Annotated in this window: 21 protein-coding genes; 13 read left to right on the top strand and 8 right to left on the bottom strand. The window is 70.2% G+C overall.

Translation table 11 applies throughout. From position 1 onward, the window contains the following. Nucleotides 1-5: 5 nt before the first annotated feature. Genes modA through AB4Z09_RS16065 form a run of 3 tightly spaced genes read left to right on the top strand, consistent with a single transcriptional unit; the run spans nucleotide 6 to nucleotide 2,640 of the window. Nucleotides 6-767 (top strand): molybdate ABC transporter substrate-binding protein, encoded by a 762-nt coding sequence (gene modA / locus AB4Z09_RS16075; RefSeq protein ID WP_442240179.1) that lies wholly within the window; start codon nucleotides 6-8, stop codon nucleotides 765-767. Next, the gene (locus tag AB4Z09_RS16070) at nucleotides 764-1,570 is read left to right on the top strand and encodes an ABC transporter permease (RefSeq protein ID WP_442240164.1); all 807 of its coding nucleotides are present in this window, start codon (nucleotides 764-766) and stop codon (nucleotides 1,568-1,570) included. Before modA ends, AB4Z09_RS16070 begins: the two co-directional genes overlap by 4 nt. Continuing rightward, nucleotides 1,567-2,640 (top strand): sulfate/molybdate ABC transporter ATP-binding protein, encoded by a 1,074-nt coding sequence (locus tag AB4Z09_RS16065; protein ID WP_442240163.1) that lies wholly within the window; start codon nucleotides 1,567-1,569, stop codon nucleotides 2,638-2,640. Before AB4Z09_RS16070 ends, AB4Z09_RS16065 begins: the two co-directional genes overlap by 4 nt. A gap of 46 nt (nucleotides 2,641-2,686) precedes the next feature. On the opposite strand, the gene AB4Z09_RS16060 is transcribed toward AB4Z09_RS16065, so the two are convergent. Then, nucleotides 2,687-2,995, bottom strand: coding sequence for a cupin domain-containing protein (locus tag AB4Z09_RS16060; protein ID WP_254622697.1), 309 nt, complete (start codon nucleotides 2,993-2,995; stop codon nucleotides 2,687-2,689). 155 nt (nucleotides 2,996-3,150) lie between these two features. Between AB4Z09_RS16060 and AB4Z09_RS16055 the strand changes: the two genes are divergently transcribed. Further along, the gene (locus AB4Z09_RS16055; protein WP_254622696.1) at nucleotides 3,151-3,567 is read left to right on the top strand and encodes a MarR family winged helix-turn-helix transcriptional regulator; all 417 of its coding nucleotides are present in this window, start codon (nucleotides 3,151-3,153) and stop codon (nucleotides 3,565-3,567) included. Nucleotides 3,568-3,586: 19 nt separating this feature from the next. Here the strand turns inward: AB4Z09_RS16055 and AB4Z09_RS16050 are convergent, their stop codons facing one another. Continuing rightward, entirely contained in the window at nucleotides 3,587-3,997 is a 411-nt protein-coding gene (locus AB4Z09_RS16050; protein WP_442240162.1) for a hypothetical protein, read from the bottom strand. A gap of 113 nt (nucleotides 3,998-4,110) precedes the next feature. Between AB4Z09_RS16050 and AB4Z09_RS16045 the strand changes: the two genes are divergently transcribed. From AB4Z09_RS16045 to AB4Z09_RS16035, 3 genes are all read left to right on the top strand, one after another. Continuing rightward, nucleotides 4,111-4,434: a hypothetical protein gene (locus AB4Z09_RS16045; RefSeq protein WP_442240161.1), complete on the top strand. Its 324-nt coding sequence runs from the start codon at nucleotides 4,111-4,113 to the stop codon at nucleotides 4,432-4,434. Next, nucleotides 4,431-6,140, top strand: a complete 1,710-nt coding sequence (locus AB4Z09_RS16040; protein ID WP_442240160.1) for an alpha/beta hydrolase — start codon at nucleotides 4,431-4,433, stop codon at nucleotides 6,138-6,140. The genes AB4Z09_RS16045 and AB4Z09_RS16040 overlap by 4 nt, the downstream gene beginning before the upstream one ends. 117 nt (nucleotides 6,141-6,257) lie before the next feature. Beyond that, a complete protein-coding gene (locus AB4Z09_RS16035) occupies nucleotides 6,258-6,530 on the top strand; it encodes a hypothetical protein (RefSeq protein WP_174914225.1) in 273 nt (90 codons plus the stop codon). A 42-nt stretch (nucleotides 6,531-6,572) separates the two neighbouring features. Here the strand turns inward: AB4Z09_RS16035 and AB4Z09_RS16030 are convergent, their stop codons facing one another. Continuing rightward, on the bottom strand, nucleotides 6,573-8,093 hold the full coding sequence (locus tag AB4Z09_RS16030) for a DUF4185 domain-containing protein (RefSeq protein WP_442240159.1): 1,521 nt from the start codon (nucleotides 8,091-8,093) through the stop codon (nucleotides 6,573-6,575). Nucleotides 8,094-8,255: 162 nt separating this feature from the next. On the opposite strand from AB4Z09_RS16030, the gene AB4Z09_RS16025 reads away from it, so the two are divergent. Continuing rightward, nucleotides 8,256-8,801 (top strand): hypothetical protein, encoded by a 546-nt coding sequence (locus AB4Z09_RS16025; protein ID WP_442240158.1) that lies wholly within the window; start codon nucleotides 8,256-8,258, stop codon nucleotides 8,799-8,801. Nucleotides 8,802-8,805: 4 nt separating this feature from the next. Here AB4Z09_RS16025 and AB4Z09_RS16020 read toward each other — a convergent pair whose 3' ends face one another. Further along, a complete protein-coding gene (locus AB4Z09_RS16020) occupies nucleotides 8,806-10,107 on the bottom strand; it encodes an MFS transporter (RefSeq protein ID WP_442240157.1) in 1,302 nt (433 codons plus the stop codon). A 9-nt stretch (nucleotides 10,108-10,116) separates the two neighbouring features. Then, nucleotides 10,117-11,064: an NAD-dependent epimerase/dehydratase family protein gene (locus tag AB4Z09_RS16015; protein WP_442240156.1), complete on the bottom strand. Its 948-nt coding sequence runs from the start codon at nucleotides 11,062-11,064 to the stop codon at nucleotides 10,117-10,119. Between the two features lie 141 nt (nucleotides 11,065-11,205). On the opposite strand from AB4Z09_RS16015, the gene AB4Z09_RS16010 reads away from it, so the two are divergent. From AB4Z09_RS16010 to AB4Z09_RS15995, 4 genes are all read left to right on the top strand, one after another. Then, nucleotides 11,206-11,904 carry a TetR/AcrR family transcriptional regulator gene (locus AB4Z09_RS16010; RefSeq protein ID WP_442240155.1) on the top strand — a complete coding sequence of 233 codons (699 nt, stop codon included), beginning with the start codon at nucleotides 11,206-11,208 and terminating at the stop codon, nucleotides 11,902-11,904. Between the two features lie 125 nt (nucleotides 11,905-12,029). After that, nucleotides 12,030-12,359, top strand: a complete 330-nt coding sequence (locus tag AB4Z09_RS16005; protein ID WP_442240154.1) for a rhodanese-like domain-containing protein — start codon at nucleotides 12,030-12,032, stop codon at nucleotides 12,357-12,359. 29 nt (nucleotides 12,360-12,388) lie between these two features. Next, nucleotides 12,389-12,661 carry a YgaP family membrane protein gene (locus AB4Z09_RS16000; RefSeq protein ID WP_442240153.1) on the top strand — a complete coding sequence of 91 codons (273 nt, stop codon included), beginning with the start codon at nucleotides 12,389-12,391 and terminating at the stop codon, nucleotides 12,659-12,661. Between the two features lie 53 nt (nucleotides 12,662-12,714). Next, the gene (locus AB4Z09_RS15995; RefSeq protein WP_114720198.1) at nucleotides 12,715-13,320 is read left to right on the top strand and encodes a YqgE/AlgH family protein; all 606 of its coding nucleotides are present in this window, start codon (nucleotides 12,715-12,717) and stop codon (nucleotides 13,318-13,320) included. A gap of 39 nt (nucleotides 13,321-13,359) precedes the next feature. On the opposite strand, the gene AB4Z09_RS15990 is transcribed toward AB4Z09_RS15995, so the two are convergent. The 3 genes from AB4Z09_RS15990 to AB4Z09_RS15980 all read right to left on the bottom strand — a co-directional run bounded on the left by AB4Z09_RS15990 (nucleotide 13,360) and on the right by AB4Z09_RS15980 (nucleotide 16,070). After that, entirely contained in the window at nucleotides 13,360-13,650 is a 291-nt protein-coding gene (locus AB4Z09_RS15990; RefSeq protein ID WP_442240152.1) for an alpha/beta hydrolase fold domain-containing protein, read from the bottom strand. Then, complete coding sequence (locus AB4Z09_RS15985; protein ID WP_114720462.1) at nucleotides 13,587-14,978, bottom strand: glutamate decarboxylase; 1,392 nt, start codon at nucleotides 14,976-14,978, stop codon at nucleotides 13,587-13,589. Before AB4Z09_RS15985 ends, AB4Z09_RS15990 begins: the two co-directional genes overlap by 64 nt. A 105-nt stretch (nucleotides 14,979-15,083) precedes the next feature. Then, nucleotides 15,084-16,070 carry a bile acid:sodium symporter family protein gene (locus AB4Z09_RS15980; RefSeq protein WP_442240151.1) on the bottom strand — a complete coding sequence of 329 codons (987 nt, stop codon included), beginning with the start codon at nucleotides 16,068-16,070 and terminating at the stop codon, nucleotides 15,084-15,086. An 84-nt stretch (nucleotides 16,071-16,154) separates the two neighbouring features. On the opposite strand from AB4Z09_RS15980, the gene AB4Z09_RS15975 reads away from it, so the two are divergent. Then, on the top strand, nucleotides 16,155-16,997 hold the full coding sequence (locus AB4Z09_RS15975; protein WP_174914211.1) for a LysR substrate-binding domain-containing protein: 843 nt from the start codon (nucleotides 16,155-16,157) through the stop codon (nucleotides 16,995-16,997). Nucleotide 16,998 lies beyond the last annotated feature (1 nt).

Raw genomic sequence — 16,998 nt, 5'->3', positions numbered from 1 at the left:
GGTGGATGCGGGGTGCGGTGGTCGCGGTCGCCGTGGTGCTGACGACGGCCGTTGCCGGGTGCAGCGGCGCCACCGACGCGGGAACCGAGGGCGGAGACTCGATCACGGTGTTCGCGGCAGCGTCGCTGAAGTCGACGTTCACCGAACTGGGGCAGCGTTTCGAGGAGCAGCATCCCGGCACCCGGGTCGTGTTCAACTTCGCCGGATCGTCCGACCTGGTGGCTCAGCTCGATCAGGGCGCCCCGGGCGACGTCTTCGCGTCGGCCGACACCGCGAACATGACGAAGGCGGTCCAGGCGGGGTTGACGGCGTCGGAGCCGGTGAACTTCGCGACCAATATTCTGACCATCGTTGTGCCGCCCGGTAATCCGGTGAACATCGCGTCGTTCGCGGACCTGGCCCGCCCGGACGTGAAGGTGGTGGTCTGCGCGCCGCAGGTGCCGTGCGGCACGGCGACCCAGAAGATCGAGGACGCCACCGGGATCCGCCTCACTCCCGTCAGCGAGGAATCGTCGGTCACCGACGTGCTCGGCAAGGTCGTCACCGGTCAGGCCGATGCCGGGCTGGTGTACGTCACCGACGCGGCCGCCGCAGGTGACAAGGTCACGGAGATCCCGTTCCCGGAGGCGACGAAGGTCGTCAACACCTACCCGATCGTGGTGCTGAAGGATTCCGGGAACCCGGAGGTGGCGAGCGAATTCACCGGGTACGTCACCGGGCCGGAGGGCCGTGCGGTCCTGTCCGAGGCCGGGTTCGGCGCCCCGTGACCGTGCGGCCGCGGGTACGGGTTCCGGCCGGTCTGCCGGTCTGGATCTACGTTCCCGCGGCCGTCGGCGCGCTGCTGGTGGTGCTGCCGCTGGTCGCGATGCTCGTCGGGGTCGACTGGCCCAACTTCTGGGAGCTCGTCACCTCCGAATCCTCCTTGGACGCTTTGGTTCTGAGTCTGAAGACGGCCTCGATCAGCACGCTGCTGTGTGTGCTGCTGGGGGTGCCGATGGCGATGGTGTCGGCCCGCTGCTCGTTTCCCGGGCTCGCGGCGCTGCGGGCGCTGGTGCTGCTCCCGCTGGTGCTGCCGCCCGTCGTCGGCGGCCTCGCGCTGCTCTACACGTTCGGCCGACGCGGATTGATCGGGCAGCACCTCGAGGTGGCGGGCATCCAGATCGCGTTCTCCACCACCGCGGTCGTGTTGGCGCAGACGTTCGTCGCGCTGCCGTTCCTGGTGATCAGTCTCGAGGGCGCGCTGCGCACCGCCGGGCGGCGCTACGAGGCGGTGGCAGCCACGCTCGGCGCTCCACCCACGACGGTGCTGCGCCGGGTCACCCTGCCGCTGGTGCTGCCCGGACTGATCTCGGGCGCGGTGCTGGCCTTCGCGCGCGCCCTCGGCGAATTCGGCGCGACACTGACCTTCGCCGGGAGCCTGCAGGGCGTCACCAGGACGTTGCCGCTGGAGATCTACCTGCAGCGGGAGACCGATCCGGAGGCCGCGGTCGCGCTGTCGTTGGTGCTGGTGGTGGTGGCCGTCGCCATCGTCCTCGGGGCCCGCACGCGTCGCGCGGCCGGTGCGCTGTGAACGGGTTGAGCGTGCGGGCCCGGGTCGATGCCCGCGGGTTCGACGTCGAGCTCGACGTCGCTCCGGGCGAGGTGCTCGCGGTGCTCGGCCCCAACGGGGCCGGCAAGTCGACGCTGCTGGACGTGGTGGCCGGGCTGCTGCGACCCGACTCCGGCCGTGTCGAACTCGGCGACCGGGTGCTCACCGATGTCGCGAAAAATGTTGCGGTGCAGCCGCACCAGCGATCGGTGGCGTTGCTGGCCCAGGAGGCGCTGCTGTTCCCGCACCTCACGGTCCGAGAGAACGTCGCATTCGCCCCGCGCAGCGCGGGGTTGGGGCGGCGCGAGTCGTATGCCTCGGCGCAGCGGTGGCTCGACGAGGTGGACGCGGCGGCCCTCGCGGCGCGGCGGCCGCGGCAACTGTCCGGCGGTCAGGCACAGCGGGTCGCGGTGGCGCGGGCGCTCGCCGCCGACCCGCAGGTGCTGCTGCTCGACGAGCCGATGGCGGCACTGGACGTCGCCGCCGCGCCGGCGCTGCGGGCCCTGCTGCGCCGGGTTCTGCGCACCGGGGACCGGACCGCTATCCTCGTGACTCACGATGTGCTGGACGCGCTTTCGCTTGCCGACCGGGCCGTCGTTCTCGACGGCGGGCGCATCGTCGAGCAGGGATCCGTGGACCGGGTACTCACCCGGCCGCGCAGCGCCTTCGCGGCCCGGATCGCCGGGATCAACCTGCTGTCGGGCAAGATTCGCGACGGCGTCCTGGACACCGCCGCGGGGGCGGTGAGTGGCATCGGCGAGGACGGGTGCGGCGACGGGGAGCATGCCGTTGCGGTGTTCTCCCCCACCTCTGTCGCAGTCCACCGCGAGCATCCGGAAGGCAGCCCCCGCAACATCTTCCGGGTACGGATCGCGGAGATCGAGGGACGGGGGCACGCGATTCGTGTCCGCACCGACGATCACGTCGACGGTTCGGCCGGTCTGGTCGCCGACGTCACGGCCACCGCCGTCGCCGAACTCGACCTGGCCCCCGGCGACGACGTGTGGTTCGCCGTCAAGGCGACCGAGGTGGCGGTCTACCCGGCGCGGTGAACCGGGCAGCACCCGAAGGCGCCCGCAATGTTGCCCGCCGACTGGATCATCGAGTCCACGGGGGCGTGATGATGCCACCGTCGGCGGTGGTGGCGGTCAGGCCCACCGATGTCGTCACCCACAGCGAGGCCGTGCCGTCGCCGTGATTGTCGAGCTGAACCGTTGCCGCCTCCGGAACCAGGACGACGTCTCCGGCGGCGAGCGGAGTTCGGCGGCCGTCCAGGGTGACTGTGGGTGAGCCGTGGAGCACGAGGAAGACCTCTTCGTGCGAGACGGTGTGCGGGGCACCGTCGGACCCGGGTGCCAGGTCTGTGCGCCAGGCGCACAGCTGTCGGCTGCCACGAGACGGTGCCACGTAGGAGTGGAATCGAGACTCGTGCATTCGGTGTGTCAGATGGTCACCATCTTTTCGGACTGGCATCGCGAACCCCCTTCTCGTCAGTTTAGCTGTCTTTATTGGACAGGTAGACTGACGGTATGTCAAGGGATGAGCCCCGTGCCGATCTGCTGATGCTGCTGATGCGCGCCGCGTCCACGCTGGCCGAGCAGATCAACGAAGCCATTGTTGTGCAAGGGAATTCGACGCTGCGTCCGGCGCACGGTCTCGTGTTCGTCCGGATTGCCGGGAACGGTGCCACGGTCAGTGAGATTGGCGCTTTCCTGGGCATCACCAAGCAGTCGGCCGCTGTCATCGTCGACGAGCTGACGGCCTCCGGCTATGTCGACAAGCAACCTCACCCCCAAGATCGCCGGGCGCAGCTGGTCCAACTGACTTCCGCGGGGCTGGACGTGACCGCGGCGGCCACCGACGCGGCCCTGGCGCGCTGGCATGCGGCGAGTGCGGTGCTGGGCGCGGACACGATGGCATCTCTGGTCCGTGCGCTCGAGGAGATCGGGAGAGGCGGCACGCCGCGACCCGTCTGGTGACCCGAGGGACTCGGATTCGTCAGCCGCGATCCCACACGGTGAGGTGCGCGAAGTAGCCGTCGTTGTCCGGCGTCGTCTCGGACACGACCGGCCGATCGATCGCGTCGACGTGACGGTCGACCACGGCGCGGAAGCGGGGGTCCTCGCGCAGCGCGGCGGCGGCCGCGGCCAGTTCGGCCCGCGCGTCGGCCACCGCCTCGTGCTGCAGCCGGACGACGGCCGCGACCACCTCGCGCACGTCCGTACCCCGCAGTTCCTCCCCGATGTGCCAGTTGTGGATAAGTCCGTCGGCCGTGGCCTCGACCGCGACGGCCCCGTCCGCGGACTCGGCGCGCGATCGACGGGTCGCCGCGGCACTCAGCAGCCGATCCTGCTGGTCGACAACGGTTTCGGTCCATCCGTGCGAGTGCCCCGGTGCTCTGTGGTTCATCCCGTCTCCCCTCGTGATCCGCGGTCGGTGACCGGCGGCGATCGTCTCATACCGCGAAACGGCTGCAGTATCGTCCGGAACGGATCCGGGGGATGCGGAYGGAGGGGGGTGTCATGGCGGAGATGTGGGTCGATCCGGGCCGGCTCGGCGAGACCGCGCGGACCGTGTCGGCGATCGGGGACGTGATCGCGGACGCGCGGGCGGGCACGGAGTCGGCGGCAACCGGCACCGGACTGCCGGGATCACGGGTGGGCCGGGTATGCGGGGCGGGATCGAGGGCGGTGTCGGACGTGCTGGCCGTCGTCGCCGGCCGGCTGCACGACTGGTCCGCGAGCACGGCGAGGGCCGCGGGCGGGTACGCGCGCACCGACACCGCCGAGGCCGATTCTCTCGTCGGACTCGTTGCGGGACTGCGGGGATCGGACGGCGGTCGGTGACGACACCGACAGTGTCGCTCGCGGAGTCGTGGGCTCCGTCGGTGTTGCGGGGTCAGGGCGCGCAGTGGCAGAGGTGCGCCCGTGTCGTCGACGCGCAGATCGACGGATACGTACGGGCGGTGGACGGGGCGCGAGATCACTGGGGTGGCGTCGCCGGGGACGCGGCATGGGCGCGGGCCGGGGAGATCGGCGCGATCGCGACGCGGACCGTGTCGGCGCTGCAGGCGGCCGCCGACGCGGCGAATTCCGGTGCGGCGCAACTCGACGGGGCGCGGGACGCCGTGCTCGCCGCGGTCGTCGCGGCCCGGGCGGAGGGATTCGACGTGGCGGACGACGGCGCCGTCGGAGTCCCGCCCGGGATCTTCCTGGCCGCACTGGGATCCGGGTCGGGCGCAGCGATGGCGACGGCGGTACTCGACCACCGGGCGCGCCGGCACCAGACCATGATCCGGGCTGCACTCGGCGAACTCGCCGCGGCCGACGGCCGGGTGACGTCGCTGATCGCCACCGCGTTCGCCCAGCTTCCCCGCGCCGGTGATCCGGGCACCGGATGGGCCGGGGTGCAGACCGTTCCGCCGCCCCCGGACGGTGCGAGTGCGGAGGCGAACCGCACGTGGTGGGATGCGCTCACGACGGGGCAGCAGCGGATGCTGATCGAGACCACGCCCGCGAGCGTCGGCAACCGGGACGGTCTACCGGCCGCGGTGCGCCACCGGGCCAACGTCGATCGTCTGCCGGTCGAGCGGGCCGCACTGGAGGCGACGCGACGGGAGCTGTCGGATCGAGTGCGGAGCCCGAACAACCTCGAATCGCTCTTTGCGCGACAGCAACTCGTGGACGTCGGCCGGCGGCTGGCCGATATCGACACGGTACAGAGCGCGCTCGAGCAGCACCCGGACCGGAGGCTGTTGCTGTTGGAGGTGCGCTCCGGCGAGCAGGTTCACGCCGCCGTGGCGATCGGTGATCCGGACACGGCCGATCACATCGCGGTATCCACGCCGGGGCTGAACTCCACCGTGCGCGGGTCCCTCGGTTCGATGGCCGACGAGGCCGGGGCGCTGCAGCGCGAGTCGCGGATCCAGATGCGCGCCACGCCCGGACGCGAACACGAGACGGTCGCGACCATCGCCTGGGTGGGCTACGACACGCCGCAGATGTCGGGGAGCATCACCGACCGGATCGAGGGTGGACTGGCTGTGGCACTGGAGGATCGGGCCCGCGCCGGGGCGCGGGACCTCGCGCGGTTCTACGACGGCCTCGGCGTCGCGCACACGGGATCAGATCCGCACATCACCGCGATCGGGCACTCGTACGGTTCGGTCACCACCGGTCTGGCGCTGCGTGAACCGGGCCACCACCCGGTGGACGACCTGGTCGTCTACGGCTCCCCCGGCCTGGTCGGCGTCCGCTCGCCGAGCGATCTCGGACTGGTTCCGGGGCATGCGTACGAGATGACGGCGGACGGTGACGTGATCGCCCGTCTCAACCGGTTCGGCCCCGGACCGTTCGGCGGTGGACCGTACGCGACGGACGGTTTCACCCATCTCGCGACCGATGCCGCCACGACACCCGACGGAGTGACGCGCGACGGCGCGTCCGGCCACAGCGAGTATCCCCGGACGGGTGCCAACGGACGCCTGCGGACCAGCGGCTACAACCTGGCCGCGATCATCGCGGATCTGCCGGAGCGGGCCGTCACCACCTGAGTCGCCACCGCCGCGCAGCGGGTCCGCCGGCACTCGAGGCGCGTCGGGAATCGCCCACCTCCGAGCGGACAACCCGGGCGTATCGTCGAACCAGGTCCCGCCGAAAGGAAGGGAACGATGATTCGCCGCTGGAAGACTCTGCTCGTCGCGGCGGCCGTGCCGCTGCTCGTGGCCTCTTGCGAAGACGAGACCGCTACTCCCCCACCCGCGTCCGGCACGTCGACCACTTCCGAGACGTCCGTGACCCCCACCGATCGGATCTCCCCGGAGTACTGCCGGCAGAGCGAGCACCCGGGGTGCCCGCCGGGCGGCTACGTCGGATCCGCCGCCGTCCTCGCTCCGGGCGGGAGCGGTCGGTACGTTCCGGCTCAGGGTTCCGGAGCCGGGTGACGCATCGTTCACGTAGCCCGGGTCGGTTCGCGTCGGCTCGGGTCAGTTCAACTTCGCCCGCATGAGGTAGACGTTGTAGCTGTCCCATTCCGACATCGTGAAGTACAGCTCGTCGGGTGTGGACCAGGGGTGCATGAAACCGCCGTAGGTCTTCGGGTACTCGGTACTGTCGACGAGGGTCGCGCCGTCGGACCAGGTGCCCTGCGGACTCGACGACTGCCGCAGGAGGATTCGTCCGTCGACCTGGTCGAGGTAGCTCATGAGCCACCGCTGCCGATCGGCGTCGTAGCGCACGGACAGCTCGCCCGCGGGGCCCGAGACGAGCGGTGTGGCGAGGTGTTCCACCACCGGGACCCAGTTGCCGTCGACCCAGTACTGGTACGCACTGGTGTCGAGTAGCTCGCCGGCGGGGACGCGGGCGAGGCCGATCGTGCCCATCCGGCCGTTGGGGGTGCCGAACATGTACACGTGGTCGCCCTGCGGAACCATCGCGGTCACCTGGAACAGGCCCTGTCCGAAGATATTGTCCCACTGGGCATGTTGATCCTTGGTCCACGTCTGACCGTTGTCGTCGGAGTACGCGATGCCGCCGTGGTTCGTCACCCACATGCCGGGCTCGCCCCAGCGGCGCACCGACATGTAGCTCAGGTACTGGCGGGCGCCGATCGCGAAGCCCGACGTGGGGATGGCGGTGGTCTCCCAGTTCGCGATGTGCCGGGCGTCGATGATCTCGGCGGCGTGACAGCGACTGTCCTGCACCATGCTGTCGATCGTCATGCCGTCGGACAGATCGGTGTCGGTGCTGTGCCCGAGCACGCTGCTGCGCCAGTCCCGGCCGTTCGCGCCGGGCGGCTGCCAGTCCGCGCCGAACGTGTCGCCGAACGCCACCGCGACCTCGCCCGGACGGCTCTCCCACGTGATGCCCAGGTCGGTGCCGTCGACCTGCCACCGCTTGTCGGTGCGGTTCTCGGATCCGGGCCCGGTCACCTGCGATACCAGACTGACCGCCCCCACAGCCGGGGTGCCGAGCGGTGCGGTGACGGGCCCGGGGTCGATCGTGCCGATGTCGAGCGGCGGTGCGGGCTGCGGATCCGGACCCGGGTCGCCGCCCGGCACCGGAATCGGGACGGTCTCGGGCCGCGGCTGGATCTGGATGCGCGGCAGGGTGATCGAACCGGATCCCGGACCCGAACCGGATCCCGAATCCGATCCCGAACTCGAGCCCGATCCCGAACCCGACGAACCGGGTGCGGTGTCCGGCCCGCCGGGATCGTCGGTCGCATCGGTGAGGTCGGGGCACGGGTCCTGGCAGGGGTCCGCCGGCAGGGGATCCTGCGCCACCCGGGTCCGGTCGGGGGCGGGATCGGGTAGTGGGACGGGGACGAACTGCGGGTACGGCAGCGGGACCCCGATGACGGGCGGGGACGTCGGCGGCGGCGGTTCCGGGTCCGGCGCCGACGGATCGAATCCCGCCTCGCCGCACGAGTTGGTGGGCCCCGTCGCGGGTTCCGCGAGTGCGGGGGCGGTGGTGAGCGCGAGGCCCGCGACCGTGACGGCGAGCATCGACGTCAGGCGTCTGATGATGGTTCACCCCTGGGCGATTGGTCCGAAACCGTTCACTACCTGGTGTTTCGAGGAAAGGTAGCACCGAGGTGCGGGGGTGTTCACCGACAATCCCGGTGACCGTGACGGAACCGTGTCACGTCGCGGTGCGTCCACAGAGGTATGGGATCACTCGAGTACTGGTTCGGCACGGGGGACGGTGCGACCACCACGTGGACCTCGTTGGCCGATCTCGACCTCGACGCCGACGGCGAGTTCGACGCGGTGCGTCTGGACTTCGACGGGGACGGTCTGTTCGACGACGCGATGTGGGACAGCGACGGTGACGGTGCTGCCGACCGCTCCGTGCTGGACGTCGGGGCGGCATCGGCGCGGTACTTCGCGGACCCCGTGCACACCGGCGTCTGGGACCAGCAGGTCTCGCGGACACAGCAATCCGTGCACCCGGTCCCCGCGCCGCGGTCTCCCGCACCACCCGATCCGGCCGGGTGGCGGAGCATCGACTACAACGGTGACGGTGCGGCGGACGACGCGCTCGTCGACTTCGACGGCGACGGCGAACCCGACGTCGTGCTGGTCTCGACGCGGGATCCGGCCCGGTTCGACACGGTGCTGGTCGCCGAGGAGGATCCGGGCCGGATGTCGGTGCAACTCAGCGATACCGACACCGACGGCCGTGTGGACACCGTCCGGCGGGACGTGCGGTGACCGGTCAGTCGACCGTGCGGCGCGCGTTGCACGCGATCGCGACCAGGCCCAGCGTGTAGACGCCACCGGCCGCGAGGACCGGACCCAGCGAGTGGCCGTCGGGAGCGACCACCGTCGCGGCGGCGGCCACGGCAGCGCAGAAGGCGATGTTGAAGACGGTGTCCTGCAGCGCGAACACCTGGCCGCGGTGGTCGTCGTCGATCTCGATCTGCATCGCGGCGTCGCCGGTGAGCTTGACGGTCTGCCCGGCGAACCCGAGCAGGAACGCACCGGCCAGCAGCAGCGGCTGCGACAGCGTCGTGATCAGCGTGAACTGGACGACGGTTGCGAACGCGAGTGCGACGGTCACGGTGCGGGGGCGTCCGAGGCGGGGAATCAACCAGGGGGTGGCGAGGGCCGCGAGCAGCATGCCGGCGGCCGTCGCCCCCACGGCCACACCGAATCCGGCCAGGCCGCCGGGCAGCGCGCCACTCGACGCGGGGTCGCGCAGGATCAGCACCATCACAAGGGTGTTGACGCCGAAGGCGATGCGATGGGCGCCGATTCCGATCATCGCGGTGGTGACCCCGGGCGCCTGCCACACCGCCGTCGCGCCGGTGCGCAGGCCGGACAGGACGGCGGTGACCGTGCCTCGTGCGGTGGTGACGCCGTCCATGGGGCCCAGCGCGCGACGGCCGAATCCGTGCACCGCCCACGCGCCGATCACCGATCCGAGCGCCCCGACCGCCACCGCGACGCCGGAGCCCAGATCGCCCTCGCCGATCCCGGCGATCACGGCCACGGCTGTCCCGGCCCCGACCGCCGAGAACACCGATCCTGCCGTTGCGAGCACCGAATTGGTTGGTACCAGCCAACTTTGCCGCACCACATGCGGCAACGCGGCGGAGACGCCGGCGAGGACGAACCGGCTGACGCCGATCGCGGCGAGCGCCATCAGCAACAGCGGCGTCTCCCCGGCGCCCGCGATCAGCAGCGCCGAGATGAACAGGATCAGGCTGCTCCGGAGCAGATTCGCCCACAGCAACACCGCCCGCCGGTCCCAGCGGTCCAGCAGGGCGCCCGCGAACGGACCGATCACCGAGTACGGCAACAGCAGGATCGCGAATCCGGCGGCGATGGCGAGCGGTTCGGTCTCGCGTTCGGGATTGAAGAGGATGGCCCCGCCGAGCGCCGCCTGGAAGAGTCCGTCGCCGAACTGGCTCGCGAACCGGACCGCCGTCAGGCGGCCCAGCCCCGGTGAGTGCCGCAGTGTGGTGGCCGCGGAACTCCACGTCTGTCGGACAGACGACGGATTCCATGTGCGCACATGGTGACCCTATCGGGCGCCCGCCGTCGCCAACTCCTGCCGCCACCACCGGACCGTCACGGCCGCGGCCTCGTCCAACGGGGTGGGTGCGAGCCCGAGGACCTCCTCGCTGCGACGCGAGTCCATCACGAACGGCGCCTCGAACTGGTACAGCGTCTCCGCGAGCTCTCGGGTCGGGCGGTGCACCGTCCCGACCGCCCGCAGCGCCCACCCGGGCAGCGTGCCCACCGTGGGCGTCGGCACCTGCGCGGCCTTCGCGAACGCCTCCACCAGCTGTCGCTGGGTCACCGCAGGAGCGGTGGGCGCGTGCAGCACCGTGTTCCACCGGTCCGGATCGTGCGCTGCGGTGATCATGGCCGCCGCCAGATCGGGGACGTAGGTGAACGAGTGGGCGACGTCGGCGCGGCCCATCACCCGGATCGTCTTCCCCTTCAGCACCGGGGGCACCATCCGCTCGCCGGCATGCGCGGTCAGGACGTGCGGGCCGAAGAAGTCGGACGCGACGACGCTGACCGTCGGTGTGCGGTGCGCCGCGCGGGCCGCGAGTAGACGGGTGCGGACACCGAGCTTGCCGGTGGTCGCGTCGCGCGGGCCGTCCTCCGTCATCGGGCCGTCCGGGCGGCCGTACGAGTACAGGCTCTCCGGGAACACCACGACCGCGCCGATCCGTCCGGCGGCGTCGAGCACCACCTGCTCGGCGGCGGGCAGTTCGCGTTCCCAGGCGCGGGCGTCGTAGGCGGATCCGTGGATGCAGTGGAAGACGGCGGTGGCGTCGTCGAGGGCGGCCGCGAGGGCGGTCGGGTCGGAGACGTCCACCTTGCGGCGCTCGATCCGCGGATGGTCCGGCCCGCTACCCGAGCGGGTGAGGACCCGGACGTCGTAGCCGGCGTCGGCGAGTTGTTCGGCGACCGTCCAGCCGACGGGGCCCGCACCGGTCACTACCTGCAGATTCGACATCACGTGCTCGCTTTCTCGAAGAGGATTTCGGAATCGAGAGCACCGCTCTCGTTTTCTACGATGCGCTCGGGTCGGGGCCATTGTCAAGAGCACTGCTCTCTTTTGTTGACAGTGCTCTCGTTTCTCGGGCAGGGTGGGTGCATGACGGTCACCCCCCGCGAACGCGCCCGCGAGCAGACGCTCGCCGAGATCACCCGCATCGGACGGGAGCAGCTGGCGACACAGGGCGCGGCCGCGTTGTCGCTGCGTGCCGTCGCGCGCGATCTGGGCGTCGTGTCGTCGGCGGTGTACCGGTACGTCGCGAGCCGCGACGAGCTGCTCACGCTGCTCGTGATCGATGGCTACACCGAGCTGGGTGCGGAGGTGGATGCCGCCGTCGATGCGCTGGCGGACGACGATCACCGCGGTCGGCTGCACGCGCTCTCCCACGCGGTGCGATCGTGGGCGATCCGGGAGCCCGCCCGCTATGCGCTGCTATTCGGCAGCCCGGTCCCCGGCTATCACGCGCCGGCGGAGCGCACGACCGGTCCGGGTACGCGCGTGATCGCCGCGCTGGTCGGCATCATCGAGGGGGCGCACCGGGCGGGTGTGCTGACACCGCTGTCGTCGTCGGCGCCGGTCGACCCGGGGCTGTCCGCCGACCTCGATCGGATCCGTGCCGAGATGGGCCTGACGGTGCCCGACGAGCTGCTCGCGCGCGGCGTCATGGCCTGGGCGGCGCTGTTCGGTGCGATCAACTTCGAGGTGTTCGGGCAGTACGGCGCCGACACCTTCGCTGATCCGGCGGCGCTCTTCGAGCACCACCTGACGGTGCTGGACCGGATCCTGGGCCTGGACTGAGCTGTCGGAACGTGGCCGACGACACGTCGACGACATACCCCTAGGGGTATAAAGTCGCGGGTGGAGAAAGGATCCCCCCAGGGGGTCTGGAGTGAGCGAGCAGGGTGGCCCTAGGGTCGAACGTCGTGGGCATCTTTCGAAAGTCGTACGGAACGGTCGACGCGAGCAGGGCGCAGACCCTCGTCGAGGAGGGCGCGGTCCTGTTGGACGTGCGATCGCGTCCGGAGTGGGACGCCGGCCACGTGCCGGGTGCCACACACCTGCCGCTGCACGAGGTGATCGACGACGGCATCGACGTGGTCGCGGGTCGACCCGTCGTCGTGATCTGCCGTTCCGGCGGACGATCGGCGAACGCGGCGCGTCAGCTGGCCCGGCTGGGCGCCGAGACCTACCTGGTGCGCGGCGGCATCGACGCCTGGCGCCGCGCCGGGCTCGCGATCACCACTCCGGACTGACCGTCACGTCACACGAGGAGTACACGAACATGGCACTGCCGAAGCATTCCGGTTGGACCGTCGAACGCATCGTCCCGCTGCTCGGCGGGTCCGTCGTGGGCACGAGCCTGCTGCTCGGCCGCACGCACTCGCCGAAGTGGCGGGGCCTGACGGCGTTCGCGTCCGCGAATCTCGTCCTCTACGGTGTCGTCGGCTGGTGCCCGATGAGCCTGCTGCTGCAGAAGCTTGGTGTGCCGCGCGGTGCGTCCTGCCCGGTGCCCGCGCCGGGGACGGTCGCGCAGCCCGATCCCGACGCGGCGTAATTCGTACGCGTTCGAATCTCCCGTCCGGGGCCCGTCGATGAGATGATGACCCGGTGGCGCACTCGGAGGAACCTGAGGACCGCACGGCCCCGGCACAGCCGGCGGTGCGGCCGGGCAGCCTGCTGGTGTCGTCGACGGACCTCGCCGAGCCGACGTTCCGGCGGACCGTCGTCTACGTGATCGAACACAACGACGCCGGCAGTCTCGGCGTCGTCCTCAACCGGCCCAGCGACACCTCCGTGCAGGAGGTGCTGCCGCAGTGGACCGCTCTCGCCGCCAAACCGCAGGCGCTGTACATCGGCGGGCCCGTCACTCGTGACGCCGCGCTGTGCCTGGCGACGCTGCGGACGGGCGCCGACATCACCGGCATCCCGGGATTGCGCCGGATCGACGGCCGGGTCGTGATGGTCGACCTCGATGCCGACCCCGAGCCCATCGCTCCGGTGATCGAGGGCCTGCGGATCTTCGCCGGCTACGCCGGCTGGACGCTCGGGCAGCTCGACGCCGAGATCGAACACGACGACTGGATCGTGTTGTCGGCGTTGGCGTCCGATGTGATCAGTCCGCCCCGCGCCGACGTCTGGGGTCAGGTGCTGCGTCGGCAGCCACTCCCCCTCGCGCTCCTCGCGACGCACCCCATCGACATCGAGCTGAACTGACGCCACGCTCGCCCCGGGGAGCCCGCGCAGCGAAACGGACTACCCGGACAGCGCCTTTCGCAGCGCCGCGATCGCCAGTTCGCGGGCGACGACGGTGGCCCTACAGTCGCGGAGGCTGTCGAGCATGAGGAAGTCGTGGACGATGCCGGCGACGCGGACCGCAGTGACGTCCACGCCCGCCGCGCGCAGCTTCGCGGCGTAGGCCTCGCCCTCGTCGTGATCACCCGCGCCCCCGATCGGCCGAACCGTCCCCGGACTGCCGGCGGTCAGTGCGCGAAGTGCCGAGCCTCGGAGTGGATCGCGACGCCTTCGCGGTGCAGGTGCTTGCACACCTCGACGATGTCGTCGAACAGCAGACGCGCCAGGTCGGCGCTGAAGCCCTCACGGACCACCACGCGCAGTACCGCGACGCCCTCGGCATCGGCGGGCATCGTGTACGCCGGCACCTGCCAGCCGCGGGCGCGCAGTTCGTGCGAGACGTCGAAGACGGTGAACTTCGGCTCGTCGGACAGTTCGAACGTCAGCACCGGGATGGCCGAGCCGTCGCTGACCACCCGGAAGTCACCCTCCTCGGCGAGCTTGCCGGACAACCACATTGCGGTGCTGCGCAGCGACTTCATGATGTTGTGGTAGCCGCTGTGGCCCAGGCGCAGGAAGTTGTAGTACTGGCCCACAACCTGGTTGCCGGGGCGGGAGAAGTTGAGCGTGAACGTCGGCATGTCGCCGCCGAGGTAGTTCACGCGGAACACCAGCTCCTCGGGTAGATGTGCGGCGTCGCGCCAGATCACGAATCCGAGGCCGGGATACGTCAGTCCGTACTTGTGACCGCTGACGTTGATCGACACCACCCGGGGAATCCGGAAGTCCCACACCAGTTCCGGGTTCAGGAACGGAACCACGAAGCCGCCGCTGGCCGCGTCCACGTGCACCGGGATGTCGGGCCCGCCGTCCGCGGCCAGGGCGTCCAGGGCCAGCGCGATCTCCTCGACGGGCTCGAGTTCGCCGGTATACGTGGTGCCGAAGATCGCGACGACGCCGATCGTGTTCTCGTCCACCGCCGCGGTCACCTGTTCGGGCGTGATCACGTACCGCCCCGGCTCCATCGGCAGGTACACCGGTTCCACGTCGAAGTACCGGCAGAACTTTTCCCACACCACCTGAACATTGCTGCCCATCACCAGTTTCGGTGTGGACGCGTCCAGCCCGCCAAGTTTGCGGGCCTGCCGCCAACGCCACTTCATCGCGAGCCCGGCGAGCATCACCGCCTCGCTCGAGCCCAGGGTGGAGACGCCGGTCGCGGATGTCGGGTCGGTGTCGGACAGGTCCGGCGCGTTGAACAGTGCGGCCACCATGTTGACGCAGCGCTGCTCGATCGCCGAGGTGGCCGGGTACTCGTCCTTGTCGATGAGGTTCTTGTCGAACGTCTCCGCCATCAGCGTCCCCGCCTCGGGATCCATCCACGTCGTCACGAACGTCGCGAGATTGAGGCGCGAACTGCCGTCGAGCATCAGCTCGTCGTGGATGAAGCGGTATGCGGCACGTGGATCCATCGAGTCGTGCGGCAGGCGCAGCGCCGGGACGGGGTCGGTCGCCAAGCGGCCGGTGTAGGCAGGCGCGATCAAGTCGCGAGATTCGCGGTGGTGATGGTTCTTCGACACGTTCGCCTCCGAAAACACAGCTGCTCGGGAAACGCCTGTACTGGAACTCGCTCCGTCTCCATTGAACCGGAACCGGGCCGAACGTGTGGGTGAACCGGATTCCGGTCAGGTCGTGACGGATTCCGGGTCGGTGCGTTTGGCGTACCGCTGCGCCAGTGCGGCGCAGACGATGAGCTGGATCTGATGGAAGATCATCAGCGGGAGCACGATCAGCCCGACGGGCTGGCCGGCGAACAGCACCGACGCCATCGGGAGTCCGGTCGCGAGGCTCTTCTTGGAGCCGCAGAAGATGATGACGATCCGGTCCGGCAGCGAGAAGCCGAGCTTCTTGCCCGCGAGCGCCGTGATGCCGAGGACCGCGGCCAGCAGTCCGCAGCACGCCGCGACCACAACGGCCACCTCCGCGACCGTGACGGTGCTCCAGATGTGCTCGTTCATGGACGCGCTGAACGCCGAGAACACGACCAGCAGGATCGACCCGCGGTCCACCAGCTTGGTGGGGGCGGCGTACTTGGTGAGCCAGTCGATGACGAGCGGGCGGATGAGCTGGCCGATCATGAACGGCAGCAGCAGCTGCAGCACGATGTCGATCACCGACGAGAAGTCGACGGTCGCCTCGCCGGTGGTGTTCATCAGCAGGATCACCAGCAGCGGCGTGACGAACACGCCGAGCAGGTTCGAGAACGACGCGCTCACGATCGCGCCCGCGACGTTGCCGCGCGCGATCGAGGTGAACGCGATCGACGACTGCACCGTCGACGGCACCAGGCACAGATACAGGATGCCGGTGTACATCTCGTCGGTGATGATCGTCGGCACGAGGATCCGCAGCGCCAGGCCGATCAGCGGGAACAGCACGAACGTCGACGCGAACACCACCGAGTGCAGCCGCCAGTGCTTGAGACCCTGCAGCGCCTCGGTCGGTGACAGGCGGGCGCCGTACAGGAGGAACAGGAGGCCGATCGCGATCTTGGTGGCCCAGTCGAGGACCGTCTGACCGCTGCCGGATACCGGGAACAGGCTGCCGAGGATTGCCACCGTGACGATGGCCAGGATGAATCCATCGATGTAGAACCTGCTCAGAAACTTCACCGGTCAACGGTATACGGAGCGAATTCGATCATGAAAGGCGTTCAACCCGTTAACTGCGATCGTGATTTGTGATAAGCAGGACGCATGTTCGATCCGGTTCTCCTCAGGACATTCCTCGCCGTCGAGCAGACCGGCGGGTTCACCGCGGCCGCCCGGCACCTGGGTCTGCGTCAGTCCACCGTCAGCGGCCACATCGCCCGGCTCGAGCGGGCCGCGGGTCGCGCCCTGCTGAGCCGCGACACCCACACCGTCGAACTCACGGCGGACGGCACCGCGATGGTGGGGTTCGCCCGCTCGATCCTCGACGCCCACGACCGGGCCGGCCGGTACTTCGAGGGATCGACACTCACCGGACGGCTGCGGTTCGGGGCCGCGGAGGACCTGGTCGCGAAGGGACTGCCGCAGATCCTGCGGGACTTCCGGCGCACCCATCCGCTGGTGGACCTGCAGCTCACGGTGGGGCTGAGCCGCACGGTGCACGCGCAGTTGCGGTCCGGCGATCTCGACCTCGCGTTCGTGATGCGTCGGCCCGGCGAGACGCACGGCGATCTGGTGTGGCGGGATCGGCTGGTGTGGGGTGGGACGGCGGAGTCGGAGTGGGATCCGTCGGCGCCGGTGCCGCTGGTGGCCTATCCCCCGCCCAGCATCACCCGCGCGTGCGCGCTCGGCGCGCTCGAGACGGCCCGCCTGCCCAGCCGGATCACGTGCCTGGCCAACAGCCGGACGGGGCTGCGCGCGGCCGTCCTGGCCGGGCTGGGTTTCATCGTGCACGCGCAGTCGCTGCTGCCGACCGAGCTGCGACCGGTCGGCGAGCGGTTCGGGCTCCCGGACCCGGGAGACGTCGAGTTCGTGCTGCTGGGCCGGGCCAGCACGCCCAGCGATCCGGAGGCGGCCCTGATGGAGGCGATACGGGCGTCGGCGCTGTGAT

The organism is Rhodococcus sp. TAF43, from assembly GCF_052113525.1.
In the GTDB taxonomy this organism is placed as follows: Bacteria; Actinomycetota; Actinomycetes; order Mycobacteriales; family Mycobacteriaceae; genus Prescottella.
Note: the sequence above shows the minus strand (reverse complement) of the source record. Positions and strands in the feature narration are given on the sequence as shown.